The organism is Nitrospira sp. CR1.1, from assembly GCA_014055465.1.
Classification (GTDB): domain Bacteria; phylum Nitrospirota; class Nitrospiria; order Nitrospirales; family Nitrospiraceae; genus Nitrospira_A.
Genome location: WIAF01000009.1, coordinates 14,955 through 41,570, shown reverse-complemented (window position 1 = coordinate 41,570; position 26,616 = coordinate 14,955). Strand labels below are relative to the sequence as shown.

Genomic DNA, 26,616 nt, shown 5'->3' with positions numbered 1-26,616 from the left:
AGACTGGAATGGCGTTGTTTCGGGAATATGATCTCAGGGGCATTGTCGGAGAAGACCTCACGGAAGCGATCGCCGAGCAGGTGGGGCGCGCCTATGCGACCATGGCCAGGAAGCAAGGTGCCTCGCGAATCAGTCTCGGGCGGGACGGACGTCTGAGCTCGCCTGCCTTACAGCAGGCATTACTTCGAGGGTTGCTTGCCGGCGGGCTTGATGTGGTGGATTTGGGACTCTGTGCATCGCCGCTACTGTATTTTTCCTTGTTCACGTTGCCGGTCCAGGGCGGGATCATGATCACCGGCAGTCACAATGCCGCCGAATACAATGGCTTCAAGATCTGCATTGGGAAGGAAGCGATCCATGGCGAAGAGATTCAGCAATTGCGGCGCGTCATGGAGGTGGGCCAATTCAGTTCCGGGCCTGGGAAATTGTCCTCTCATCCCATCATTCCGGACTACCTGCAGCATCTCAAAACTGTATTCTCGGGCGTCCGTGCCGACCACCTGCATGTGATTATCGATTGCGGGAACGGCGCGGCGTCATTGGTCGCCAAGCAAGCGTTGGAGCAGATGGGATGTCGGGTCACCGGGCTCTATGATGAGTTGGACGGGCGTTTTCCAAACCACCATCCCGATCCCACAGTGGTGGAGAATCTTCAAGATCTGATTGCCACTGTGCGGGAGCACAAAGCGGACGCCGGCATCGGGTACGACGGAGATGCCGATCGCATCGGCGCCATCGATGAGCGGGGAGAGATTCTCTGGGGTGACCGCCTCATGATCGTGTATGCGCGCGATATTCTGGCCCAGAGACCTGGCACTACTTTTATCTCTGAGGTCAAGGCTTCGCAATGTTTGTACGACGACATCGCGGCCAAGGGCGGGCGCCCGATCATGTGGAAAACCGGCCATTCCCTGATGAAGGCGAAATTGAAAGCCGAATCGGCCGTCCTTGCAGGCGAAATGTCCGGCCATATGTTTTTTGCCGACCGATACTTTGGGTTTGACGACGCGATCTATGCCTCCTGCCGGTTAGTGGAGATTCTGGCCAAGACCAAGCAATCGCTCTCAAGCCTGGTGGCCGATCTCCCGCAGACGACGGTGACACCGGAAATTCGGGTGGACTGTCCCGACGCCGTGAAATTTCAATTGGTCGAGCAGGTGCATCGCCAGCTGGCGTCCTATCTCGATGCCGGCCAGCCGGTTGGGGCGTCGAATCTCCGCATGCGGCAATTGGTGACGATCGACGGGGTACGCGCGGTTTTCGAGGACGGATGGGGTTTGATTCGGGCTTCCAACACGCAACCCGCGCTGGTACTCCGGTTTGAGGCTCCTTCACCGGCCAGGTTGGACGTGATTCGCGCGACCATCGAAACCGAACTGGCACAGGCGCGGCGTGTGCTGTCGATCTAGGGTGCCCCTCCCCCTCTCGTCACTCCCTCTCACTCTCGTATTCATCGCGGCCATTGTGGCCTCTATCCTGGTTCCCACGGTGCCTCATGCAGAAATGGGCCCGCAGGGCCAGCCATCGGTTTCTGCGCCGCTGCCCTTTGCCAACGGTGAGCGTCTCGCCTACGACGTGACCTGGCTAGGAATGCGCGCAGGAATCGCCACAATGATCGTGCAAGAAGGGCCGGACGAACGGGGGCGGCAGCAGCTCATCCTGAACATGACGGCCCGGTCGAGCCCGACGGTGACGAAGTTTTACCCCGTCGACAATCGAGGGGTCTCGCAGGTCGATCTCGAGACATTCCTGCCGACCCACATGACGTTTGCCCGCCGGGAAGGAAAACGCTTTAACGACTTCGACTATACCTTCCGGCATCACGAAGGCCTGGTGACGGCCGTCAAAGACGGAAAAACCGACGAGCTCCCTCTTCCGCCGGATGCGCAGGACGCCATGTCCTGTCTGTACTATGTCCGCAAGGTTCTGCCGTTCGTGCCGGGGGCCTCACTCGCGATGACGGTCCATCATGACAAGAAAAATTACAAGATGGACGTGCGCGTCGAAGCCCTTGAAGCCGTGGAGGGTCGGTGGGGGAAGGCAGAAACGGCCCGTGTGGTGGTGATCATGCCGTTTCAGGGCATTTTTTTGAACGAAGGCAATATCCGTGTCTGGTTCACGACCGATCAGCACCGGGTGCCCGTGAGAATGAAGGCGAAGGTCGTGGTGGGGTCCATCGTGGCTGAACTAACGGAGGGCTATGGTTCGGCCGCCCAGCCATAACGTACCGGCCGTGGTTTGCTCGCTTGGCCGGAAACCGCTATAATCGCGCCAGGTTCGTGGGGAGGGCTTCGGCTCTGTCTGAAGCCCTCGGCGTTTCGGCCCGTCGTTGCTCAATCCATGAGGAATCCTCAGCATGGCGAAATTTCCCATTACGCTCAGCCGTTTTATTATCGAACAACAGGCCGCGCATCCTGAAGCGACCGGAGAATTTTCCGTCCTGCTGACCCAAATCGGCCTCGTCGGCAAAATGATTGCTCACGACTTGCGTCGGGCCGGGTTGAACAAGATCCTCGGCACCACTGGAGAGACGAATGTCCAGGGTGAGATCGTCAAGAAACTTGATCAGATTGCCAACGACACCTTTGTTCGCGTCTTTGAACACAGCGGTCTGGTCTGCGTCCTGGCCTCTGAAGAGATGGAAAAGCCCCTGAAAATGGTCCATGAAGGCGCGAAGTACATGTTATTGGTAGATCCTCTGGACGGATCCTCCAATACGGATGTCAATATGCCGTTAGGCGCGATTTTCTCTATCCGCAGATCCCGGACGGGGCAGTCTGTCGAGGATGAGTTGCTTCAAAAGGGAACTGAGCAGATCGCCGCCGGGTATGTGTTGTATGGGGCCAGCACCATGCTCGTGTTCACGGTCGGGCAAGGGGTGCATGGCTTCACGCTCGAGCCGTCCATCGGTGAGTATCTGCTGTCCAACGAGAATATTCGCATTCCCGCGAGTGGCAAGGTCTATTCAGTGAATGAAGGGAACTACCACCGCTGGCCTGCCGGCACACAGCGATATCTTGATTATCTGAAAGTGCAGGACAAGCCGACCGGGCGCCCCTATACCGGGCGATACAGCGGGTGTTTGGTTGCGGATGTGCATCGCATCCTCCTGGGCGGGGGCATCTATTTGTATCCGGGAGAGAAGGACAAGCCGGAAGGGAAACTACGATTGATGTATGAGGGCAACCCGCTCGCCATGGTTGTCGAACAGGCAGGGGGCAAAGCGACGACGGGGACGATGCGTATTCTCGATGTCGAGCCCAAGGCGCTCCATCAGCGGATTCCCCTGATTATCGGAAGTGCTGAGGATGTGAGTCTGGCGGAAGACTATGTGCAGGGACGGGCGTAACGGCTAATGTGATCGAGGTTTGTTGGGAGGTTGATTATGAGCAATCGGGTCCAGGAAATTTTGAGCTGGTATGAGAGCGACAATGCGGGAACAAAGACGAACATCGCGCGGCTGCTGAATCACGGCAAGCTGGCGGGCACGGGGAAATTGGTGATCCTGCCGGTGGACCAGGGGTTCGAACATGGTCCGGCCAGAAGTTTCGCGCCCAATGCCGGCGGCTACAACCCGCAGTACCATTTTCAGCTGGGGCTCGATGCCGGGTGCAACGCCTATGCGGCCCCGCTCGGGTTCATCGAGGCCGGCGCCAGCCATTTCGCCGGGCAAATCCCACTCATTCTCAAGCTCAACAGCCACGATACGCTTCACGATGAAAAGGATCCGATGCCCTCGGTGACCGGCAGCGTCCGGGATGCCTTGCGATTGGGTTGCTCGGCGGTGGGATTCACGATTTATCCGGGATCGTCCCACTGCAATGCGATGTATGAGCAATTGCGGGCGATTGCGGAAGAAGCCAAGAGTTGCGGATTGGCCGTCGTGGTCTGGTCGTACCCGCGTGGGTCAGGACTCAGCAAGGAAGGGGAGACGGCCCTCGACGTGGTCGCCTACGCTGCTCAGATCGCGGCGCAACTTGGGGCTCATATCATCAAGGTGAAATTGCCGACGGCCCACCTCGAGCAGGCTGCGGCTAAGAAGGTGTATGAGGCCGAAAAGGTTCCCACTGCGACATTGGCGGAGCGCGTGAAGCATATCGTGCAGAGTTCGTTCGACGGGCGTCGCATCGTCATTTTCTCCGGCGGCGCGAAGAGCGACGAAAAGACGGTGTTTGAAGAAGTACGGGCGATCCGCGATGGTGGCGGGTTCGGCTCGATCATCGGTCGGAATTCGTTTCAGCGGCCGAAAGCGGAAGCCGTAAAATTTTTGAACACGATCATGGGACTGTACGCGGGCGAGAAGCCGTAATCAGCTCGGCTGCCGACACGAACCACCATGGATGACGCTCCTATTCCACCCGAGCAGCGGCAATCAAGGCGATCCTGGATATTTCCGGCATTGCTGTTATCTGCAGGCGTCCTGATCGGGGTTGTTCTGACCTCCGATTTGGGATGGTTGCCGACAGGACATGCCGTTCCGGAGTCGCCCGCGGTGCAGGCCCCGGTTCCCCGGCCGGTCTCAACGGCGGTACAGCCGACGTTGCCGGGCGCCGGAGGCCAGAGTTTCGTCGATGTCGCCAAGCTCGTCAAACCCGGGGTCGTGAATATTTTCGCGACCCGCAACGGGAGCGGCGAAGAAGGCAAGGGCACGCCGTTCGATGATCCCTTTTTTCGACGCTTCTTCGGCGAGGAATGGATGAAGCGCTTCGAGGCGCCGAAGGAACGGAAGCAGCAGGGGTTGGGGTCCGGAGTGATCGTCGATGCCAACGGGTTGATCATCACGAATAACCATGTGGTGAATAAGGCCGACGAGATCAAGGTGTTCCTGTCGGATAAACGGGAATTCAAAGCGAAGCTGGTCGGAACGGATGCAAAGACCGACGTGGCAGTTCTGAAAATCGAGGCGACCGGTCTGCCGACCGTGGCCTGGGCTGATTCCGACAAGCTGGAAGTCGGCGAGTTTGTCCTGGCGGTCGGCAATCCCTTCGGTCTGACACAGACCGTCACGCTGGGCATCGTCAGCGCCCTTGGCCGGGCGGCGGGGATTGCCGAATATGAAGACTTCATTCAGACCGATGCGGCTATCAACCCCGGCAATTCCGGCGGCGCGCTGGTCAACGTCCGCGGCGAGTTGGTCGGCATCAATACCGCCATCTACAGCCAAAGCGGCGGAAACATGGGAATCGGCTTCGCCGTTCCGAGCAACATGGCCCATTCCATCATGGAGCAGCTGGTTCAGCACGGGAAAGTCGTGCGTGGCTGGTTGGGCGTCTCCATTCAGGAGCTGACGCCGGAATTGTCTTCACAATTCGGCGTGCCCAGAGATGTGAAGGGTGTGCTCGTCAGCGACATTATGGATGATAGCCCGGCGAAAAAGGCCGGGTTCGAGCGGGGAGATGTGATTGTCGAGTATGACGGCAAGCCGATGGATTCGCCTGCCCATTTGCGAAATGCCGTGGCTCAAACCGTGGTCGGGAAAAAAGTCACGGTGAAGCTCATTCGTGAAAAGAAGCCGAAGTCCATCGATCTTGCCATTGCTGAGCAGCCTAAAAATCTGTCGCAGGCTTCGGCGGAAGACAGCGGTGAGTCGATTGCGCCAGCCGGACTGCTCTCGGATATTGACGTGCGAGAGGTGAATACCGAGTTAGCCGGCCGGTATGGGCTCAAGTCGGGCGACCGCGGGATTGTGGTGGTCCGGGTCAAAGCGGGGAGTCAGGCGGAAGAGGCCGGGGTGCGCGAGGGTGACCTTGTGTTGGAGGTGAATCGCAAGGCGGTGGGCACGCTCAAGTCGTACGAACATGTGGCCGCAAATTTGCCGAAAGACCAGGCGGTCTTGCTCTTGTTAAAGCGGCAGGGGCGGGCTATTTATTTGACGCTGAGGCCGTGATTGCTTCGAATCATCTATTCGAAGCCGATCACAGAGAGGAGGAAAACAGTATGGTAACACGGGCCATATTTGTTCTTCTCAGCGCTCTTGCGGGGCTGGCCTTGTTTCTGCGGGCCCAGGACCCGAGTCGCGGGTTTTTGTTGGTAGGGTTAGGCATGGGAGCGGTCGCCGGCGGGATGATTCTCGCCGGGGAGTATGCGCTCCGGAGACTGTCATTCGGGATTATTGTCGGTGGAGCGGTGGGGCTTGCCGGCGGTCTGGTGCTGACCGGGTTGGTGGAGTGGGTGGGCAGCGCGGTATTCGATGTCGAGACCTTTCTGTTTCACATCGGCGGGCTGGTCTTTCTGTTAGGGTTTCCCTATCTTGGCTTGGCCATGGGCGCGCGGTTCGGGCAGGAACAATTTCCCGGAGTTCATCACGGGCCGTCGATGTCAGGATCCTCCCAGGCCTGTCTTAAGGTGCTGGATACGAGTGTGATCATCGACGGCCGGGTGGCAGACCTCTGCGAAACAGGGTTTCTCGAAGGCCCTTTTCTGGTGCCTCATTTTATTTTGAATGAATTGCAACATATTGCGGACTCATCCGATTCCCTAAAGCGTGCGCGCGGACGGCGCGGGTTGGATATTTTGAACAAGATTCAAAAAATGCCCGAGGTCGATGTGCGCATCATCGAGGAAGATTTCCCTCACGTCAAAGAGGTCGACGCCAAGCTGGTGGTGTTGGCCAAGAAAGTGGGGGGGCGCATTGTGACCAATGATTTGAATCTGAACAAGGTCGCCGAACTGCAGGGCGTGCGTGTGTTAAACATCAATGAGCTCTGTAACGCCTTGCGTCCGGTCGTGTTGCCGGGAGAAACCATTCGCGTCTTCGTGTTGAAGGAAGGCAAGGAAGCCGGGCAGGGCGTGGCCTATCTGGATGATGGCACGATGATCGTCGTAGACAATGCGCGGCGCTGCATCGGCCGCAATGTGGATGTCACCGTGACCAGTGTGCTCCAAACCACGGCGGGACGGATGATCTTCACCCGCCTGAAGGAGGAGTCGGAGCGGGAAGAATATCAGGTCGCGCGTGGTTAGTCGGGTGATGAACAGTCCCGGTGGGCCGGTCCTTTGTGATGGGCGGCGTCGGAGAGCCAGGTGGGGGCACCGGTGAGTAAGTTGTGGTGCATCCATGTTCCGTGAGTCTATCCGTGTCCGTTCCTGAGCCCCACTCATCACGGGCGGGTTTGAGGACAGTGGCCCTCGTGCCGGCGGCCGGCCGCGGCCTTCGTATGGGAGGGCCTGTTCCCAAGCAGTTTCTCGCCTTGGGCGGGCGACCGATTCTCGCGCAGTCTCTTCGAGTCCTCCAAGCCTCCCCGGTCATTCATGAGATCATTTTGGCCGTGCCTCAAGCGGAACGCCAATATTGCCTCGACCATTTTGTGGCGACCGGTGAATTCGGAAAGGTCACCAAGGTCGTGCCCGGCGGAGCGCAACGGCAGGATTCGGTTCGCCATGCGCTGGCCGAGGTGAGTGAGGCCGACATCGTCCTCGTTCATGATGCGGTGCGGCCTTTTTTGACCGGCGAGATGATTCGCCGGGTCGTTGACGCGGCGGCGGAGCATGGGGCGGCCATCATTGCACTCCCGATGCGTGATACGGTGAAATATGTGGGGACCGGCGGCGTGATCGAGCGGACCATCGATCGCGGTCCCTTGTGGCTTGCGCAAACTCCGCAGGCCTTTCGGCGCGCGTGCCTGGAGGACGCGCATCGTAAGGCTCTTCTGGGAAACATCCATGCGACGGATGATGCGCATCTCGTCGAGTTGTTGGGGAAGCCGGTCGTGGTGGTCGAGGGAAGCGGCGAAAATATCAAGGTCACAAGGCCGGAAGACCTCGTGATCGGAGAGGCGATTCTCCGTTCACGAACAGCAGTGAGGAGTGCAGAATGACGACGGGTGTACGCGTGGGGTGCGGGTGGGATATTCATCCCTTGGTAGCCGGACGAAAATTGATTCTCGGCGGACTCGAAATTCCGCATCACAAGGGGCTGCAAGGGCATTCCGATTCCGATGCGTTAGTGCATGCCATCTGCGATGCGCTGCTGGGGGCGATGGGGGAAGGAGATCTTGGCCGCCACTATCCGAGTTCTGACCAGCGGTTCAAAAATATCTCCAGCCTCAAGTTGCTCGAAGATGTCGTCGGCAAACTGCGCGCGAAGGGATACCGTCTTGCGAATGTCGATAGCACCATCATTGCCCAGGCGCCCCGGTTGAGTCCGCATTTGGCTGCCATGCAGAAGACGATCGCCGGGGTGCTGCAAGTCGACCCCGAACTGGTGAACGTGAAAGTGAAGAGCGGTGAAGGCTTGGATGCGGTGGGACGCGAAGAAGCGGTCGCTGCGCAAGCCGTCTGTCTGATCGAGCGCGACTGACATGCCGGGCCGATTACACGCGTGAGCCTGTTCCAGCTATGTTGAAGGAGATTTCTCAAGACCTCCAGGCGATTTTCGACCGGGATCCTGCCGCCACCAGCAGGCTCGAAGTGATTTTGACGTATGCCGGATTTCACGCCTTGCTGGCCTACCGGCTCGCGCATTGGCTGAAAGAACGCCAGGTGCCGTTTTTCCCGAGAGCGATTTCCCAACTGGCGCGATGGCTGACCGGAATCGAGATTCATCCGTCCGCAAAGATCGGCGCTTCTTTTTTTATCGACCATGGCATGGGTGTGGTGATCGGCGAAACCGCCGAAGTCGGAGACCATGTCACGCTGTTTCAGGGCGTGACTCTCGGCGGCACGGGCAAAGAGCGCGGCAAGCGCCACCCCACGTTGGGGAATCACGTGGTGGTCGGGGCGGGGGCAAAAATTCTCGGTGGAATCACCATCGGCGACAATGTGAAAATCGGCGCGAACTCCGTCGTGGTCAAATCGGTTCCTCCGAATTCGACCGTGATCGGTGTGCCGGCCAGGATCATCAAATCGCAAGGCGAGCGGCTTCCCGATGCCACGATGGATCACACGAATATGCCTGATCCTATGGCCGATCGTTTCGCCGCGCTGGAGATGGAACTGATCGAGCTACGAAAAAAACTCGAAAACCCTGACACGGATACGCGCCGCTAGCCTGCACGAATTCCAATCTGCCATCGTTTCTTTCCCGACTCGAGGTACATCGTCGCGCCGAAGGCACCGCACAGGCGTCGTGGACGCGGTGAAAACTGATCCCCGGCACAGTCTTCCGCCGTGCCGGGGTTGCTGGGCCTAGTTGGACAGGCATTCCTTCATAAACTTCTTTCGCTCCTCGCCCGCCAGATTTTTTGCCTTGGCATCCTTATTACAGGTCGTCATCTTGTTCTGCTGAGACGCACCGGCCGCAGCCTTTGCAGGCTTGGCGGAGAGACACTCTTTCATGAACGCCTTGCGCTGGTCGCCTTTGCCTTCTCCGCTGAAGCCCTTGGCGTCTGCATCGGCGTTGCAGGTCTTCATTTTGTTCTGTTGGGCTCCCGCGTGGCTGAGCTGCGGGGTGATGAGTACGGCGGCCAACACGAGCGAGGACAACACTGCGCAGAGATGTTTCATGGAAGTCTCCTGTTAAGGTGAAGGGCGGTGTCGGCGGAACTATAACAAAAATAGCCGATTCTGTCTCACCGGGAAGTCACTTAAGTGGCAGAAGGTATTGGGCGTTCATCATAGTCGACCCGCACGAGATACAACCCATGAGCCGGCGCTGTTCTGCCCGCTGCGGGGCGTGAACGGGCGGTGAGGATGCTTTCTATATCCGAGGCTGTTCTTTTTCCCCGACCCACCTCCACGAGCGTTCCGACGAGCGTACGGACCATTTGTTTGAGAAACCGGTCGGCGTAGAACGACAGCACAATCAGGACGCCCTGGCGGCGGAGCTCCGACTGCTGCAATCGACAGTGCGGATTTGTATTGTCGGTCGGCGCGGTTTCAAACGAGGAAAAATCGTGTGAACCGAGCAGGGAAGCAGCGGCTTCGGTCATCGCTGCGACGTCGAGAGGTTGGTATACCGTCCAGGCTCGTTCTCGAAGCAGGGCCGCCCGTTCCGATCGATTCAGGATATGGTACTCATAGAGCTTGCCGGTGGCGGAATATCGCGCGTGAAAACAATCCGGAACTTCGTCAACCGACAGCGCGCTGATGTCGGAGGGGAGATGGGCATTCAACGCGCGGAGCCATTCTCGCGGAGAAAGGCCGCGATCGGTTCTGAAGCTCGCGACCTGCCCGAGGGCATGCACACCGGCATCCGTGCGACCGGCTCCGACAATCGGGATCCGCGTCTGGGCAACCGCCGCAAGCGCATCTTCCACGGCGGCCTGGACGGTCGTCGCATTGAGTTGGCGTTGCCAGCCTGAGTAGTGCGTGCCGTCGTACTCGAGGACGAGCTTGAACGTAGTCATAGGGTCAAGGCGAAAAGCAGAACTCTAGCCTAACGGGGAGGCGGCTGTCATCGGGCAGGGTTGGTACGGAGATAGGTTTTGACTCCTTCGAAGATCGATTCCGCAATATGCGCCAGGAACGGCTGCGTCCGCATCTGTTCCTCTTCCGCCGGATTCGACATGAAGGCAATTTCAGCGAGAATGCTGGGCATGGTGGTGAACCGAAGGACATAAAAGGGCGCCGTCTTCACGCCATGATCGATGGTGCTATACCGTCCATTGAGATTGGTCACCATGGCCTGCTTGGCGGTCCAGGCCAGTTCTTGTGAATGCTCGATTTTTTTGGTTGTCAGGAGATCTGCGAGGATATACTCAACTCCGAGGCCGGTACTGTTCAGCGGGGTGCCGTTTTCCCGCGCGGCCACCTCCAGCGCACGCTGATCTTTCGCTTCCCCGAAATGGTAAATCTCCAGGCCGCGAACCCCTTTGTGTGGATGCGAGTTGACGTGTATGGACACGAACAGATCGGCATCCTTGCCGTTGGCAAACTTGGCCCGGTCCTCCAATTCGATGAAGGCATCCCGCTCCCGGGTCATGAGCACGCGGGTATTGGGCAGGGAACTGAGCAGATCCTTCAACAGCAGTCCGACTTTTAAGGTGACATCCTTTTCCGTCGTCCCATGTTGCCCAATGGTGCCGGGGTCTTTGCCCCCATGCCCGGGATCGATCACGATCGTCTGGATGTGACTGGCCGGTTTTGGGGCTGTCGGGCGAACTGGCTCCGTCACTGTGGGGCTTGGAATCGTCGGGGGAGTCGGGAGCGCCACAGCAGGGGCCGACGGCGAGGTAGTTGAAGTTTCACCGATCTGCCGGACTTGATCCTTCGCCTTGTGAGAGATGTCGATGACGAGACGGTCCGGGTTGTCCAGGGAGAAGACCGTATACTTCGACCCTTGAGCGCGCGCTAGGGTAATGGTCACGACTCGCGGGCGACTTTGCGTAATGTGAAACGACTGGGGAATCGTGCCGCCGGAGACACGCTGACGGGAGGACTTTCCCAGAATCGTATTCGAAATTTCTATGACGACCCGATCAGGATTTCGCGCATGAGTTTCGGTGAAGGACGCCTTGCGATTCAGGTCGAGCACCAACCGGGTGCCCTCGGGAGTGGACCAGGTGCGCAGGTCGCGGACGATGATCGGATACCGCGAAGAGCCGGCGGAGTCTTTTTTGATGAGTAGAAAGTGAGGGGGCGCCGCGTCCCCGGACATCGGGGGACTCTGCGGCCAGGCCGGCTCCGATGGCATTTCCGCGCTCGACAGAGGGGCCGGCCCAGCCAGGAACCAGGCGAGAGTCAGGATGAGGCAGGATCGGAGCAACACCATCACCCGGGGTTCGAGGCGGAACTCTGTTCGGCAAGGTACCATCTAGGCCTTTTCTCAGATGTTTATGGTATTGTCAACAAAAGCGCTGAAACCGGGTCATTGTAGATGGCGACACATCTTCTTGTCGACGGATATAACCTTCTGGGAAGCCCAGGTATGGCAGGGCCGTCCGGTTTCGGCCGCCTCGAGGCGGCGCGCGAAGGACTTCTTCAGACGTTGGCTGCATATCGTCATCGCAAAGGACATGCGGTCACCGTGGTCTTCGACGGCTGGCAGGGCGGGCTGGGCGCGGAGCAGCGTGAGTTCCAGTCGGGCGTCGAGGTCGTGTATTCCAAGCGGGGCGAGCGCGCCGATCAGGTGATTCAACGGCTCGCGAGCTTGTATGGCAGGGATTGCGCGGTGGTGTCCTCGGACCATGAAGTGGCCAACGCAGCAAGGGCCGCTGGAGCGTTCGTTATTGGATCGCCCGAGTTTCGCGCCAAACTCTACGACCGGCCGTCGCGGGCGGCTGCTCCGGCATTCAAAGAATTGGACCGGGGCGAGGCCGAGGTGGTGAAACGATCAAAGGAGAAAGGCGGCAATCCCCGCAAGCTGCCCAAGTCCCAGCGCAAACGAAACCAGCAACTCAAGGAATTTTGAACAGACGGCGCGCGTTGTCGCTGGTAAGCCGGCCGATGTCATTCGCAGTCATGGCGGCGCCGTTGGCTGCGAGCGTGGCCAGCATCTCGGCGACATGTTTCACATAGGCGGGTTCGTTGCGTTTGCCGCGATGAGGAATCGGCGTGAGGTACGGGCAATCGGTTTCGATGAGCAGCCGGTCGGCCGGCACCGTCTTGGCGATCTCGCGCAACATGGTCGCATTCTGAAATGTCAGAATGCCCGAAAACGACAGGTAGAACCCCAACTCCAGCGCATCCTTCGCCAGCCAGGCATCCCCCGAAAAACAGTGAAAGACTCCGCCGATTTCTGAAGCCCGCTCTTCTTTCAGAATGCGTATGGTATCGTCCTGCGCCTCCCGGGTATGGATGATCACGGGGAGTTTCAGTTCACGAGCCAATTGAAGCTGTTCGCGAAACCGGAGGCGTTGCTCCTCTGGATTGGAGTGGTTGTAGTGGTAGTCAAGGCCGATCTCGCCGTAGGCCACGACCTTATTGTGCCGGGCCAACTGCCGGAGGTCGTCATACCAACTGTCCGTGATGTGTTTCACTTCGTGCGGATGGACGCCGATCGAGGCGTAGACGAACGGGTAGTGGGCAGCGAGGGCGACCGCTGATCGGCTTGTCGCGAGGTCACAGCCGATCGTGATCATCGTCTCCACGCCGGCTTCCCGCGCCCTGGCGATCATGGCGTCGCGGTCGGAATTGTAGCGCGCATCGTCGAGATGCGTATGGGTATCGATCAGCATGGTGTGGATTCCAATATCGGACTGTCAGGGCGAGACCCGAAACGGCGGGACGGTGCAGCGCCTACACCGTCCTGGCCGCGAGCGCGTCCGCCATGCCGTAGAGTAAGGCTTCGGTGTCGTTCCAGCCCAGGCAGGAATCGGTAATGGACATGCCGTAGGTCAACGCCTTGTTCGGGTCCCAGCTCTGACGGCCCCCTTGGAGGTGACTTTCCAACATGAACCCCATGATCGAGCGCCGGCCCTGTTGAAATTGTTTCAGGACGTCGCTGGCCACTTGAACCTGGCGTTGATGGTTCTTGCCGGAGTTGTCGTGCGAACAGTCCACCATCACGCCGCGGGCCAAGCCTTCGCTGGCCACGGCGGCTTCCGCGCGGGCGATGTCCTCCACGCTGTAGTTGGTGCGTCCGCCGCCGCCGCGCAACACGATGTGGTGATCGGGGTTGCCGGTGGTCTTGATGATCGAGGTGATGCCGTCGGCGTTCACGCCGACAAAATGGTGGGGGCTCCGGCTGGTGATCATGGCGTTGATAGCGACCTGCAGGCTTCCATCCGTGCCGTTTTTGAAGCCAACCGGCATTGAGAGGCCGCTGGCCATTTCGCGATGAATCTGACTTTCTGTCGTTCTGGCCCCGATGGCAGTCCAGCTCAGGAGATCGGCGATGTATTGCGGCGTAACGGGATCAAGCAGTTCGGTGGCGCAGGGCAGGCCCTTGCCGTTGATGTTCAGCAGAATGGTCCTGGCCAGCTGAATGCCCTGAGCGATGTCGCAGGTGCCGTCCAGGTGAGGGTCATTGATCAGGCCCTTCCAGCCCACCGTGGTTCGGGGTTTCTCGAAATAGGTGCGCATTACGATCAGCAGTTTGTCCCGAACGGCATCAGCGACAGGCTTCAGGCGGTCGGCATACTCGTAGGCGGCATCGGGATCATGAATCGAGCAGGGGCCGACGATCACGATGAGACGGTCCATATCACGGCCGTGCAGGATGTTCCGGATTGCCTGCCGCGTCTGGAAGACCAGCTCGGAGACCTCATCGCTGATGGGGAGTTGCGTCTTTACCTCGCGGGGAGCGGGGAGCGGTCTAATCTCTATGACATGTTGGTTATCGATCGGCCTGGTCATGGTGGTCCCTTTGAAAGGTCTGGCTAGTTCGTGCGTCTATTCAAGATTTCCAGCTAAGATATCGAATTCTGTAGGATAAAGTCCAGTGTGGAGGGTTGTCGGGGGATCGGCTTGCATTCAACGCGTGCCCTTGGTACAACTCTCGCCTCACGCAGAGCTCGGTCAGGACGTATGTTTCGTCATTTCGCCCAGAAAAAATCCAGTCCGGTCGTCGCGCTCGTGCTCGCCTGCATGTTGCTCGCGATGGCGCCATTCGCCGCAGCCTTGGAGATTCATCACGAGCTGGCGGCGGCGGACCACGACGGGCATGAACACTCCGATACCGACCTGTGCCAGTGGGTGCAATATCACACGGGCCATTCCCTCGCCGGCGACGCGCCGGCCTCTTGTGCATTCCTCGCCCATGGGCCGCCGCATCCCGTGCCGGCCCCTGTCCTTGTCTCTCAGTCGCTTCCTGCATCCCGCGCCTCTCGCGCACCTCCTCAACGATAATTCCGCGCCGCCATCTGTGGATCAGTGGTCGTCCTGCGTCAAGCAACCGGGGCTCTGTCCCTGGTTTCGCGCAGGCGGGGAATATTCGTGAGGGAGCTATGATGTGGTCGTTTAGAATCTCCACGGTGTTATGTCTAGGATGCTGGCTGGGAGCGGTCGTCGGCCTGTCCGCGCACGCCCAACAGCCGACGGTGGACGTCGGTCGGACTCTGGTTGGTATCGTGCAGAACCAGGATCTCCGGCGCGTGGCCCAGGCTTCTGTCGAGGTGAAGGATCAGGAGGGGACTGTCGTCGTGACGGCGGTGGCCAATGATGCGGGAGAGTTTACGGTGGAGCTGCCATCCCAGGGCACCTATTCCGTAAGCGCCCGGCTGGATATCTATCGGAGCGAATATCTCATCCTGAAACGTGGGACGGAGCCTGTCGGACCGGTCACGCTGACGCTGGCGAAGACCACTGAGATCTCGCTTGAGGTGGTCTCGCCGCTGGCGCCGATTCAGTACAAGGCCTCGAGCGAGACCTATGCGCTCAGCCGGAAAGAGATCGAAGCCTTGCCGCGAGGCAACAATACCGATCTCCAGGATGTGCTGCTGACGATTCCGAGCGCGGTCTACGGTTCGCTCAAACAGGTGCATATCCGGCAGGACCACGCGAATCTGCAGCTGCGCATCGATGGTGTGCCGATTCCGGACACCGTCTCGTCGACCTTCTCCGATGTCATCAGCCCCCGTGCCTGGGATCGAGCCGATGTCATTCTAGGCGGGATGGAGGCGCAGTACGGCAACAAGGCGGCGGCGGTGTTGGACATTACCACCAAAAGCGGGACCAAACCGGCATTCGGGTCGGTGCAGATGATGGGGGGCTCGAATGGGACGCTCAATCCGTCATTCGAATATGGCGGCACGGTCGGTGAAAAGTTCCGATTCTATATTTTGAACAGCCATACGGCGACGAACCGCGGGATCGAGCCGCCGACGCTGGGCCATTCCGTGTTCCACGGTCAGAGCGAGCGAAACCAGACCTTTATCCGCGGCGACTACCAGCACGACAATAAGAACAACTTCACCTGGTTGTTTCTGAACTCCGTCGCGAAGTATCAGATTCCCACGACGCCGGGTCTCGAACTGGATCCAAGCGGACAGATGTTGCCGCTCCTGCAAGCGGGGCGGCCGGGGTTTACGCCGGTGGCCTCCCAGGCCATCAATGAATTTCAGAAGGAGAACAACCAATACGGCCACATGGTCTGGCGGCACGACGTCAACGCCAACAACTTCTTCAGCCTCGCCGGGTACATGCGGCACACGCGCGCGACGTTCAAAACCGACCCGCTCAATGTGCTCGCGTATACGGCCGATCCGGCTGAGCCATTCTCATCCGCCGATCAGGATCGCAATGCCTACTCGACCGGCCTGCGATTCGATTACACCTATGTGCACAGTAAAGAGCATCTCATCAAAGCTGGGTTTCAGATCGACCGCACGCAGTCGGTGAACAAGACCCGGCTCTATACCTTTGCCGACGACGGGGCGGGGAATCCGACCGGCGACCTGCTCAGTCTCAACGCCGACAATCGTCAGATCGGGTATCGGCAGGAGTTTTGGATTCAGGATCAGTGGAGCCCGAACGACAAGTGGACTTTCAACCTGGGCCTGCGCGGAGATGCCGTGCAGTATTTGCGGAACGAAGGCCAGATCAGTCCGCGGCTCGGCGCCACCTATAAGTATGACCAGTCGAACGTCTTCCATGCGTTCTATGGCCGGATGTTCACGCCGCCGAACTTGGAAGCGATTTCATTTGCGAAACTGAACACGCTTGGGACCAGGGCGCAGCCGGAGGATGTGACCAACAATACGGTGCGGGCCGAGCGCGCGCATTATTTCGAAGTCGGCAGTTACCATGCGTTGAATCGCTACGCCACCCTGCAATTCACCGGCTGGTACAAGCTCAGCAACTTCCTGTCGGATGCCGGGCAATTCGGGACAACCCCGCTCTTGAATTACTTCGCGTTCGAGCGCGGCTGGCAGCGCGGGATCGACGGCGCGTTGAAGTTGCAGTTGACCGACAATCTGACCGCGCGAGGCAACGTGGCCTGGGGACAATGCAAAGGGTACGGATTGCAGTCCGGGCATTTCCTGTTGGAGGCCAAGGAAATCGCCGACATCAATTCCCGGGGCGGAGTGTTCTGTGATCACATGCAGACACTGACAAGTTCAGCCGTGGTGACCTACAAATTCCTGGAGCGAACGACCATGACCGGCCAGATGTTGTTCGCGTCCGGGTTACGGTCCGCCGAAAATGAGGAGGCGAAGACCAATTCTACGCACAGTCCCTCCTACACCATCTATAACCTGTCCATTGCCCATGTGTTTCCATTGCCGTGGGAAGGGCAGAAGTTTCTCTTGGGATTCGACATCATCAATCTGTTGGATCAGAAGTATTACATCAACCAGGGCGAGGGGAGCATCGGTCTGGGTGTCGCCCATGCGGGGATGCCACGGTCGTTCTTTTTCCGCGGTCAATGGTTTTTCTAGGTCAGATGCCGAACAAGGTTGCCGGCGGCGTTCTCAGTCACTCGTCTCCCTGCGACGTACCGCAAGGGTACGCCTCAGTCGCCGAGTTCCCTGCGGCCTTGCCGGACGACCTTGTTGGGCATCTGTCCCGACTGTGGGAAAATGCGACCTTGCTGGATGACCCGCCCGTTTGAGCAGCCGTCAGGTCATGGGGTAGGATGGAAATTATGAAATGGATACAGGCAATTTCACTGGTAGTAGGTGTTTGGTTGCCCATTGCGGCCTTGGCTGCGACGGGGGATGAGGCGACGCATGAGGCGGATCATGCGTTGGATGCGGACATCATCGAGCTGCCCGAAGTGCATGTGCACGGGCTGCCGCTGAACAAGGATCAGCAGGTGGGGCCGGTGCCGAAATCCACGCCATGGCCGGCGATTCCTTCGTCGCTGGAGGGGAAGCCCCTCGATGATTGGATGAAGGCGCGTCTGCTCGTTTCGAAGGACGCTCAGGTGACGGTGGTTGTGCTTGAATCAGCGAAACATCGCGAACTCACGATCGCCGGCATCATTGCCCTGAACAAATGGACCTTCCTGCCTCAACTCAAAGGTGACGACCCTGTTGACGGCGAACTCACCGTGCGGATTCACTTCCGGTCGCAGTAATGAGTCCGTGCTTGTCTAGGGGTAGATTCGGAGAAAATGGATTTGAAGGCCGAATGGCGCGATGGCCGCCTGCCGATCGCCCTGGACTCGAGGCGGCGTGATTGCCTTTCAGCCTCGTCCTATCCATGCCGACACGGACCAATCCACTGGCGGTGCAATGGGCAGCCGGTGACTTTGCGGAGCGGGAGTTCTCAGGATTTCAGCAGGCAGAGGGGCTCACGCGAGTAAGGTCCCTAGGGAATTCCCTAGTTTTCACCTGTAGGAGTTTCTTTACGCTCCGGACATATAGTACAAGCATCGAGCTCCGTCGTGAAATTCGAGCAGCGGACATATCTTACTTATAATATCTTACTTCTAGTAGATAGATACCAGTATAGATAGCACGCTACCTCGCCCTCTAGCGACTCAGGGGCCCTATCTAGATGCTTGAAATCGATCTCCCCGATCTCTCCTCCAATGCCCTGATCACTAAGACGCTCGACGAGATCGTCATTGGCTGGAGCGCCGCTGCCGAAAGGCTATTCGGATATACCGCTCAAGAAATCATCGGCCAGCCGATACGACGCCTGTTTCCTGCCGACCTGAAGTCTTTTGGCATCGAAACGGCACCCCTTTCCCGGTGTCCAATACCTGTAGTCCGATCTTGGAAGAGGGCCGTCCAACCGGCGCAGTGGTCATCGTCCATGACATCACCGTGCGGAAACGCTTCGAGGAACGGTTAGGCGAGAGTGAGGTCCGATTTCGCACCTTGGCGGAAGCCGTGCCGAGTTTTTTGTTTGAAACGGACGCAGCTGGGGGGAACATCTGGATGAGTGAAGAGTGGTGCCGGTTCACCGGACGGACACCCGAGCAACTATCGGGTCACGGATGGGCCGATGCCCTGCATCCCGAGAATCGCGCGGCGAATCTTGATCAATGGCTTCATAGTATGGAGAACTGCGTGCTGTTCGAATCCCAACAACGGTTGCGCCGTATAGACGTATACTATGCCTGGGTAATCGCGCGGCGTTGCCTGTGCGCAATGACCAGGGAAAAGTCAACCGATGGGTTGGCTCGGTGACGGACGTGGACAACATCTTGCGGGCCGAACAGGAGCAGGCGAAATTGGCGGCAATCGTCGAAAGCACCGGCGACGCCATCATCAGCAAAGATCTACAGGGCACCATCACAAGTTGGAACAGGGGAGCACAGGACTTGCTGGGCTATACAGCGCTTGAAATGATCGGTCGACCGGTGACTTTGCTCTTTCCGCCTGATCGAATGGACGAAGAGCGGATCATTCTTGATCGGCTCAGGGCTGGTGAATCCATCAGGCACTATGAAACCGTGCGAAGGTGCAAAGACGGCCGGGATATTGCCGTGTCGCTCACCATTACGCCTATTCGAGACAAACAGGGCGACATCCTCGGCGCGTCGAAGATCATGCGCGTCATCACCGAGCGCAAACAGGTGGAGGAAGCCCTTCGCAAGAGCGAGCAGCATCTGGAATTGCTCAGCAACAGCGTCCCGGCGCTCATCTTTTATCTGGATATCGAACGCCGCTATGTTTCGGTCAACGAAGCCTTCACCACATGGTTCGGTGTTGAAAAGGAGCACATCCTCGGAAGCACCGTGCGTGAGTTCGTCGGCGAAGGGCGGGATGGCGTTGAGGCAGTGAAACTCGTCGACGAACTCCGACCGCAGGTGGTGATCATGGACATCAACATGCCGCCCATGAATGGGATTGAAGCGACGACACAGATTAAGATCAAATGGCCGGAGACCACGATTATTGGCATCTCCGTGAATATCGGCGACGACAACGCCGTCGCGATGAAGCGGGCCGGTGCGGTTCGGCTAATGACCAAGGAAGCGGCGACCGAAGATCTCTATGATGCCATTCTCGGAGCGGTGAAACGTGTGTAGTCCGATGCGGCCGTCTCTCAAAACACATGTGCTGCGGTCGGTCTTGGATGCCTATGCGGATATTCAGGTCGTCGGCGAAGCGGGAAGCGGCGAGGAGGCCGTCCATCTCGTGGACCAGCTGCGGCCAGCGGTGGTGGTCATGGACATCAACGGGATCGAGGAGACGACGCAGGTCAAACTCCAGTATCCGGAGACGATCATTATTGGACTGTCGGTGAATGCCGAGGGAGAGAATCAAGAGGCCATGAAGCGGGCCGGCGCGGTCCGCATCATGACGAAGGAGGCGGCGGCCGAAGATCTCTACGACGCCATCCTACACACGACACAAAGCAGGAGACAAGCGCCATTGAGTGACAGCAGCCTGGCTTCTTAGGAAGCATCGGACCTCATCGAGACACGAAAACCATGACGACACAAGGAAAGAGCGACGAGCGGTTCCGCCTGTTGGTCGAATTCTCACCGAACGCCGTCCTGATGGTCGGTCCAGACGGCGGCATCAGGCTGGCGAACCGGCAGGCGACCACGCTGTTCGGCTACACGCACGAGGAGCTCATCGGGCAGCCGGTCGAGCTGCTCATTCCGGAGCGCTTCCGCCCGCCACATATACACTACCGCGCCGGATTCGCCGCCCATCCGCAACCACGCGCGATGGGCGTTGGACGGGATCTGTTCGCCCGGCGCAAGGACGGCAGCGAAGTCCCGGTGGAGATCGGCCTGACGCCGGTGGAGATGCCCGAAGGACGCTGCACCGTGGCGACGCTGACGGATCTCACCCTGCGGAAACAGGCGGAGCGCGCGCTCCAACAGGCCCACGATGAGTTGGAACGGCGGGTCCAGGAACGCACGGCTGAACTCGTCACGGCCAACCACGCCCTTCGCCGCAGCAATAAAGAACTGGAACAATTCGCGTCGGTCGCGTCGCACGACTTGCAAGAGCCGCTGCGGAAGATTCAGGCATTCGGCGACCGCTTGCAGGCCACCAGTGCCGACGGTCTCGGGGAGAAGGGTCGGGACTACCTCGAACGCATGCAGGCGGCCGCCGCGCGAATGCGCAATCTGATCGAAGCCCTGCTGACCTTTTCGCGCGTCACCACGAAGACGCAGCCGATGGCTCCCGTGGATCTCGCCGCGACGGTCCAGGAAGTGTGCGCCGATCTGGAAGGCCGCTTGCAGCAGGCGGGCGGTCGTATCGACGTCGGCGCCCTGCCGACGATCGAGGCGGACCCTGTGCAGATGCGGCAATTGCTCCAGAACCTCATCGCGAACGGGCTCAAGTTCCATCGCCCGGGCGAACCGCCCAACGTATCGGTGCAAGGCCGGCTCGTGGGCCACAACGGCCCCGGCTCGGCCGCCTGCTCCTGTGAACTGACCGTCCAAGACCAGGGCATCGGATTCGACGTCAAATATCTTGACCGGATTTTCGAGGTGTTCCAGCGACTCCACGGTCGCCAGGAGTACGAAGGCACGGGGATGGGGCTCGCGATCTGCCGGAAGATCGTGGAACGCCATGGCGGGTCCATTACAGCCGACAGCGAGCCGGGGAAGGGCGCGACGTTCCGGATCACCCTTCCCGTTCGACACGCAAAGGAGCAGACGAACCATGCATGACAAGAATCGCACGGTGACGATTCTCATGGCCGACGATGACGCCGACGACCGGATGATGACGAAGGATGCCTTCGACACGTGCCGGCTGCTCAATGACCTGCGCTTCGTGGCCGACGGCGAAGAGCTGATGGACTACCTGAAGCGACGAGGCCCCTACAGCGACCCCGCCGCCTCGCCGCGCCCCGGCCTGCTGCTGCTCGATCTGAACATGCCGAAGAAAGACGGGCGCGAAGCGCTGCGGGAGATCAAAGCGGATCCACTCCTCAAGCACCTTCGCGTGATCATCCTCACGACCTCGAAGGCGGAAGAGGATATTCTGCGCACGTACGACCTGAGCGCGACCTCGTACATCACGAAACCCGTCACGTTCGAGCAGTTGGTCACGGTCATCAAAGCGATTGGTCAGTATTGGTTGGAAATCGTGGAGCTGCCCGCATGAGCACCGAGCACGAGCCCCCAAATGAGAAGAGGCCGGTTCGCGTCCTCCTGGTCGAAGACGATGAGGATGATTACCTGCTGACCCGAGACCTGATCGCGGATATGAATCATCGTCAGTATACGCTCGACTGGGTGCCCGATTTCGACACGGCAGTGGAGGCCATCGGACGCGGGGAGCATGACGTGTACCTGTTCGACTATCGCTTGGGCGCGCACGACGGGATCGAGCTGCTGCGCGAGGCCAAGAAGATGCGTGGGCCAGCCATTCTGCTGACCGGCCAGGGAGCGAGCGACCTCGACGTGGCGGCGTTGCAGGCGGGGGCGTCCGATTACTTGGACAAACAGCGGTTGGACGCAGGCAGCTTGGAACGCGCCATCCTCTACGGCCTTCATCAAAAGCGCCGGCAGGATGAGCTGGAGCGGCTGGTGCAAGAGCGGACGGAAACCCTGCATCGGGCGAATGCGGAATTACGAGAGAGCGAAGAGCGGCTTGCCGCCATCTTCAATCAAAGCACGACGGGTATTGCGCAGACCGACCTCATGGGGCGCTTTATCCTCGTCAACGACCGGTACTGCGACATTGTCGGCCGGTCGCGTGACGCGCTGCTGACGCTGCGGATGCAAGACCTCACGCATCCGGACGACCTGCCGGGGAACCTGGAACAATTCCGCGAGGCGGTGAACGGGCTCCGCTGCAGTTTTACCGTCGAGAAACGCTATGTGAAACCGGACGGCTCCTGGGTCTGGGTTCACAACGAGGTCTCGGTCATTCGCGATGCAGCCGGCATGCCGCGCTCGGTCGCGGCGACGGTCGCCGACATCACCGAACGCAAGCGGCAAGAGACCCTCCTTGCCGAGCAGCATCAACTCCTCGAGCGCATCGCCGGCAATCAGCCGACGAAAGAGTGCTTCGATGCGCTGACCGACATCGTGACGCGCCTACAGCCCACCGCCCGCGCGGCACTGTTGATCGCGAACACCGCCCGCAGCGTCATGGGCCATGCGTTTTCCGTTCATCTCGCGCCGACGTTCGGCGACGCCATCAAGGGCGCGCCGATCAATGACCTGCCCATCGGCACCTGCGGGACGGCGATCCATACCGGCCAGCCGATCACTTGTCAGGACATCGAAGGCAGTGAGCATTGGTCGCCGATGTGGCGGGAGTTGTGCCTCACGCACGGCATCAGGGCTTGCCATTCTCAGCCGGTCTTTGGTCATGAGGGACACGCCATCGCCTCCTTCTTTCTCTGCCTGGGAGAGGCGCGCGAGCCCACCGACTGGGAACGCCGCATCGCCGAGGTCGGCGCTCATCTCGCCGGCATCGTCATTGAGCGTGACCGGGCGGAGGAGTCGTTGCGTGAACGCACTCACCGGCTCGATCTACTCGCCAGAACCGCGCATCGATTGCTGACCAGTCAAGAGCCTGAACGGCACCTGCTTGAAAGTATATTCCAGGACATCGCCCGGCTTATCGACATGGAAATGTTCTACCACTATCGGCCTAGCGAACAGCCGGGTCTTCTCCGATTGGATATGCATGGCGGCATCACGGACGAAGACCAACGCCGCTTCGCGACGATGCGCTACGGCGAGCTGCTGTGCGGGCGTGTGGCGGAATGGCAAACACGGATTATCGTCGAAGACCTCCAACACTCGCCACATCCAGGTAGTGAGGTGCTGCGGGCAGCCGGTGCCACCAGTTATGCGGGATTTCCGCTGCTAGCTCACGGTGAACTGATTGGGACGATCGCCTTCATTTCTGGCCGACGCAGCTATTTGCGGGAGGGCGACGTGCAAATGATTCAAACCGTCTGCGATCAGCTCGCCGTCACGCTGGAACGAGCCCGGCTTGAGCGAGAGTTACGGGCAAGCGAGGCGCGATTAAGGCTGGCACTTGATGGTGCGGACTTGGGCTCCTGGGATATCGATGTGCGGACCGGGGCGGCACGTTGGAATCGGCGCCATGCGGCGATGCAAGGATATGAACCGGAGGGCGGTCCTGTGTCGATGCAAAAATGGAAAGATCGATTCCATCCCGATGATCTCGAGAGGGTGCTAACTTCTATCGAGCACGCCAGACAAGATCAGGGATTGTTCGCTGAGGAGCACCGCATTCTCCGCGCCGATACGGCGGAGGTGCGCTGGCTCTCGCTCTATGGACGCTTCTCCTACGATGAGAGCGACGAACCGGTGCGGTTCAGCGGGGTTTCGCTCGACATCACGGAGCGGAAGCAAGCCGAGCAGGCGTTGCACTGGCAGGCTCGCCGTCATGAGCTCCTCTCCGATACCGCCGCCCGACTACTTGGAAGTGAAGATCCTCAGGGTCTGGTCGAGGATCTCTGCCGAACAATCATGGAATTCCTCGACTGCGACGTTTTCTTCAACTTCCTGGCGGACGACGAAGCAGGGCGGCTGCGGCTCAACGCCTGCGCGGGCATTTCTCAGGAGGAGGTGCGCCAACTCGAATGGCTCGATTCCGGCGTAGCAGTCTGTGGCTGTGTCGCGCGCGATGGCCGGCGCATCGTGGCCGAAGATGTTGGGCACTCCGATGACCGGCGCACCGAACTGGTGAAGTCCTACGGAATCCAAGCGTACTGCTGCCATCCGTTGCAGATGCAGGGCCGCGTGATCGGCACGTTGTCGTTTGGGACCCGCTCGAGGTCCCGGTTCAGCACGGATGACATCGACGTCATGAAGGTGGTCGCCGATCTCGTGGCGGCGGCCATGCATCGTGTCGAGACGGAACGGGCGCTGCGCACAAGCGAACAGCAGATGCGGTTTGCCTTGACGTCCGGTCGCCTGGGCAGTTGGCAGTGGGACGTCCGGACCGGCGAGTGCATCTGGAACCGGGAGCATTTTGAATTTCTCGGCCTCATGCCGACACCGGGTGGGAAGGCTCACATCGATATCTTCGTGAACGCCATGCATCCGGATGACCGTCAGCCGGTGCAGCAAGAACTCTGGCGCGCACGCCGGGAGCGAACCCCCTATCAACCGGACTTCCGTGTCATCCGAGCCGATACGGAAGAGATACGATGGATTGCCGGACGGGGAGAATATGTCTTTAACGAAGAAGGAGAAGCCACCCACTCCTACGGTGTCATGACGGACATCACCGAACGCAAGCGAGCGGAAGAGGCTTTGCGGCAGAGTGAGGAATTCAACCGCAGTTTGATGAAGAGCAGTCCGGACTGCGTGAAAGTGCTTGACCTCGACGGCCATCTGCTGCTGATGAACGATCCGGGCCAGTGTCAGATGGAGATCGACGATTTCGCGTCGCAGTGTGCCGGCAAGGACTGGTGGAGTCTGTGGCCGGCTGAAGCAGAGGAGTCCATTCGCAGCTCGATCGCGGCGGCGGGGAGCGGGACAACCACTGCATTCGAGGCCTTCTGTCCCACCGCCAAGGGCCGGCCCAAGTGGTGGGAGGTCACCGTCAGTCCGGTCCGCGACACCGGCGAACGGGTTGTTCACCTGCTGGCGATCTCGCGAGACATCACCGAGCGCAAGCAGACCGAAGCCGAATTGACGAAAGCGCAAAAACAATTGCAGCATTGGAATGTCGAGCTGGAGCAGGCGGTGAGCGAGAAGACGGCTGAATTACGACAGTCGCAAGAGCGGTTGCGCGCTCTCGCAAGCGAGTTGACTCTCGCCGAACAGCGTGAGCGTAAGCGCATCGCAACCGAATTGCATGACCATCTGCAACAACTGTTGGTGTTCGGCAAAATCACGATCGGGCAAGGAAAGCGAATCGTGGCCGGCGTGCCGGGCGGTGACACCTTGCTGAAGCAGGTAGACGACATGCTGTCGGACGCACTCACTTACACCCGTACGCTTGTCGCGGACCTGAGCCCGACTGTTCTGCGGGACCACGGCCTGGCCGCCGCCCTCCAATGGCTCGGGTCATACATGCAGAAGCATCATCAATCCGTCACCGTCACCGTGCCCGACGGCGACGGACCGAAGCTCCCGGAAGACCAAGTCCTCCTCCTGTTCCAATGCGTGCGCGAACTGTTGATCAACTCCTCGAAACATGCGGCAACCGGTGAGGCCACCGTTCGAATGTCTCAGGCCGATGGCATGTTACGAATTGAGGTGCAGGACGACGGCCAAGGCTTTGATCTTGCTGCTGCTGCTGCTGCTGATATCCCTAGCGGCGGGATTTCGTCGAAGTTCGGCTTGTTCAGTATTCAAGAACGCATGAAGGCGCTCGCTGGGTCGTTCGAGATACAATCGGCGCCTGGACGGGGGACCATCGCGACCCTCACCTTGCCGTTTGCGAGCCATAGGGAGGAGCGCGTGCATCGGCTTGAGTCCTCTCACGTGCTCCCCCGTCCGCAGCACGACATCCAGCCACACGCGACAATTCGCGTGCTGATGGTCGATGACCATGCCATGGTCCGGCAAGGGTTGCGCTCCGTGTTGGATGCGTACGCGGATATCCAGGTGGTCGGCGAAGCGGGGAACGGGGAGGAGGCCATATGCCTTATGGAGCAGTTGAAGCCAACGGTGGTGATCATGGACATCAGCATGCCACGGATGAACGGCATCGAGGCGACCGAGCATATTACCCGTCGCTATCCGGAGACCGTCATCATCGGACTCTCAGTCAATGCGGCCGATGAGAACCAAGAGGCCATGAAGCGCGCAGGAGCGGTCTGCCTCATACCGAAGGAAGCAGCGGCCGAAGAGCTCTACGCTGCAATCCTAAGACGACGCAAGCAGCAGACAAGAGCCATTGAGTTGTAGGAGTCTGGCTTCTGAGGGATCGAGACCCGTCGGAAACGAGAAGAATGACGACGCCGGGAAAACCCATGACAGCAAAGAGT

At 59.4% G+C, this 26,616-nt stretch carries 25 protein-coding genes; 20 read left to right on the top strand and 5 right to left on the bottom strand.

Going from position 1 to position 26,616, the window contains the following annotated elements; all coding sequences use genetic code 11:
* Positions 1-8: 8 nt before the first annotated feature.
* The 9 genes from GDA65_15155 to cysE all read left to right on the top strand — a co-directional run bounded on the left by GDA65_15155 (position 9) and on the right by cysE (position 8,988).
* Entirely contained in the window at positions 9-1,409 is a 1,401-nt protein-coding gene (locus tag GDA65_15155; protein MBA5864031.1) for a phosphomannomutase, read from the top strand.
* 55 nt (positions 1,410-1,464) lie between these two features.
* The gene (locus tag GDA65_15150; GenBank protein ID MBA5864030.1) at positions 1,465-2,223 is read left to right on the top strand and encodes a DUF3108 domain-containing protein; all 759 of its coding nucleotides are present in this window, start codon (positions 1,465-1,467) and stop codon (positions 2,221-2,223) included.
* Positions 2,224-2,356: 133 nt separating this feature from the next.
* Positions 2,357-3,349, top strand: a complete 993-nt coding sequence (locus tag GDA65_15145; GenBank protein ID MBA5864029.1) for a class 1 fructose-bisphosphatase — start codon at positions 2,357-2,359, stop codon at positions 3,347-3,349.
* Positions 3,350-3,379: 30 nt separating this feature from the next.
* A complete protein-coding gene (locus GDA65_15140; protein ID MBA5864028.1) occupies positions 3,380-4,309 on the top strand; it encodes a class I fructose-bisphosphate aldolase in 930 nt (309 codons plus the stop codon).
* Positions 4,310-4,336: 27 nt separating this feature from the next.
* The gene (locus GDA65_15135; protein ID MBA5864027.1) at positions 4,337-5,887 is read left to right on the top strand and encodes a Do family serine endopeptidase; all 1,551 of its coding nucleotides are present in this window, start codon (positions 4,337-4,339) and stop codon (positions 5,885-5,887) included.
* Between the two features lie 50 nt (positions 5,888-5,937).
* Complete coding sequence (locus tag GDA65_15130; GenBank protein ID MBA5864026.1) at positions 5,938-6,963, top strand: TRAM domain-containing protein; 1,026 nt, start codon at positions 5,938-5,940, stop codon at positions 6,961-6,963.
* Between the two features lie 167 nt (positions 6,964-7,130).
* Positions 7,131-7,817 (top strand): 2-C-methyl-D-erythritol 4-phosphate cytidylyltransferase, encoded by a 687-nt coding sequence (ispD, locus tag GDA65_15125; GenBank protein MBA5864025.1) that lies wholly within the window; start codon positions 7,131-7,133, stop codon positions 7,815-7,817.
* Entirely contained in the window at positions 7,814-8,299 is a 486-nt protein-coding gene (locus GDA65_15120; GenBank protein MBA5864024.1) for a 2-C-methyl-D-erythritol 2,4-cyclodiphosphate synthase, read from the top strand. Before ispD ends, GDA65_15120 begins: the two co-directional genes overlap by 4 nt.
* Before the next feature lie 38 nt (positions 8,300-8,337).
* Positions 8,338-8,988, top strand: coding sequence for a serine O-acetyltransferase (cysE, locus tag GDA65_15115; protein MBA5864023.1), 651 nt, complete (start codon positions 8,338-8,340; stop codon positions 8,986-8,988).
* A 138-nt stretch (positions 8,989-9,126) separates the two neighbouring features.
* On the opposite strand, the gene GDA65_15110 is transcribed toward cysE, so the two are convergent.
* From GDA65_15110 to GDA65_15100, 3 genes are all read right to left on the bottom strand, one after another.
* Positions 9,127-9,444: a phosphate starvation-inducible protein PsiF gene (locus tag GDA65_15110; protein MBA5864022.1), complete on the bottom strand. Its 318-nt coding sequence runs from the start codon at positions 9,442-9,444 to the stop codon at positions 9,127-9,129.
* Between the two features lie 80 nt (positions 9,445-9,524).
* Positions 9,525-10,286: a tRNA pseudouridine(38-40) synthase TruA gene (truA, locus tag GDA65_15105; protein ID MBA5864021.1), complete on the bottom strand. Its 762-nt coding sequence runs from the start codon at positions 10,284-10,286 to the stop codon at positions 9,525-9,527.
* Positions 10,287-10,333: 47 nt separating this feature from the next.
* Positions 10,334-11,692 (bottom strand): AMIN domain-containing protein, encoded by a 1,359-nt coding sequence (locus tag GDA65_15100; protein ID MBA5864020.1) that lies wholly within the window; start codon positions 11,690-11,692, stop codon positions 10,334-10,336.
* 63 nt (positions 11,693-11,755) lie between these two features.
* On the opposite strand from GDA65_15100, the gene GDA65_15095 reads away from it, so the two are divergent.
* Complete coding sequence (locus GDA65_15095; GenBank protein ID MBA5864019.1) at positions 11,756-12,289, top strand: hypothetical protein; 534 nt, start codon at positions 11,756-11,758, stop codon at positions 12,287-12,289.
* On the opposite strand, the gene GDA65_15090 is transcribed toward GDA65_15095, so the two are convergent.
* Both GDA65_15090 and GDA65_15085 read right to left on the bottom strand, forming a co-directional pair.
* The gene (locus GDA65_15090; protein MBA5864018.1) at positions 12,276-13,055 is read right to left on the bottom strand and encodes a YchF/TatD family DNA exonuclease; all 780 of its coding nucleotides are present in this window, start codon (positions 13,053-13,055) and stop codon (positions 12,276-12,278) included. The two genes, GDA65_15095 and GDA65_15090, sit on opposite strands and share 14 nt — an antisense overlap.
* A gap of 61 nt (positions 13,056-13,116) precedes the next feature.
* Complete coding sequence (locus GDA65_15085) at positions 13,117-14,175, bottom strand: 3-deoxy-7-phosphoheptulonate synthase (protein ID MBA5864017.1); 1,059 nt, start codon at positions 14,173-14,175, stop codon at positions 13,117-13,119.
* Between the two features lie 171 nt (positions 14,176-14,346).
* Here GDA65_15085 and GDA65_15080 point away from each other — a divergent pair, with 171 nt between their 5' ends.
* The 10 genes from GDA65_15080 to GDA65_15035 all read left to right on the top strand — a co-directional run bounded on the left by GDA65_15080 (position 14,347) and on the right by GDA65_15035 (position 26,536).
* The gene (locus tag GDA65_15080) at positions 14,347-14,667 is read left to right on the top strand and encodes a hypothetical protein (protein MBA5864016.1); all 321 of its coding nucleotides are present in this window, start codon (positions 14,347-14,349) and stop codon (positions 14,665-14,667) included.
* Between the two features lie 98 nt (positions 14,668-14,765).
* Positions 14,766-17,198, top strand: a complete 2,433-nt coding sequence (locus GDA65_15075) for a TonB-dependent receptor plug domain-containing protein (protein ID MBA5864015.1) — start codon at positions 14,766-14,768, stop codon at positions 17,196-17,198.
* 197 nt (positions 17,199-17,395) lie between these two features.
* Positions 17,396-17,839 (top strand): hypothetical protein, encoded by a 444-nt coding sequence (locus GDA65_15070; protein MBA5864014.1) that lies wholly within the window; start codon positions 17,396-17,398, stop codon positions 17,837-17,839.
* Between the two features lie 422 nt (positions 17,840-18,261).
* Complete coding sequence (locus tag GDA65_15065; GenBank protein ID MBA5864013.1) at positions 18,262-18,561, top strand: PAS domain-containing protein; 300 nt, start codon at positions 18,262-18,264, stop codon at positions 18,559-18,561.
* A complete protein-coding gene (locus tag GDA65_15060) occupies positions 18,459-18,899 on the top strand; it encodes a PAS domain S-box protein (protein ID MBA5864012.1) in 441 nt (146 codons plus the stop codon). Before GDA65_15065 ends, GDA65_15060 begins: the two co-directional genes overlap by 103 nt.
* A 5-nt stretch (positions 18,900-18,904) precedes the next feature.
* On the top strand, positions 18,905-19,744 hold the full coding sequence (locus tag GDA65_15055) for a PAS domain S-box protein (GenBank protein ID MBA5864011.1): 840 nt from the start codon (positions 18,905-18,907) through the stop codon (positions 19,742-19,744).
* Positions 19,745-19,748: 4 nt separating this feature from the next.
* Entirely contained in the window at positions 19,749-20,117 is a 369-nt protein-coding gene (locus tag GDA65_15050; GenBank protein ID MBA5864010.1) for a response regulator, read from the top strand.
* Positions 20,118-20,149: 32 nt separating this feature from the next.
* Positions 20,150-21,352: a PAS domain S-box protein gene (locus GDA65_15045; GenBank protein MBA5864009.1), complete on the top strand. Its 1,203-nt coding sequence runs from the start codon at positions 20,150-20,152 to the stop codon at positions 21,350-21,352.
* A complete protein-coding gene (locus tag GDA65_15040) occupies positions 21,345-21,791 on the top strand; it encodes a response regulator (GenBank protein ID MBA5864008.1) in 447 nt (148 codons plus the stop codon). Before GDA65_15045 ends, GDA65_15040 begins: the two co-directional genes overlap by 8 nt.
* Positions 21,788-26,536: a PAS domain S-box protein gene (locus GDA65_15035; GenBank protein MBA5864007.1), complete on the top strand. Its 4,749-nt coding sequence runs from the start codon at positions 21,788-21,790 to the stop codon at positions 26,534-26,536. Before GDA65_15040 ends, GDA65_15035 begins: the two co-directional genes overlap by 4 nt.
* Positions 26,537-26,616: the final 80 nt, after the last annotated feature.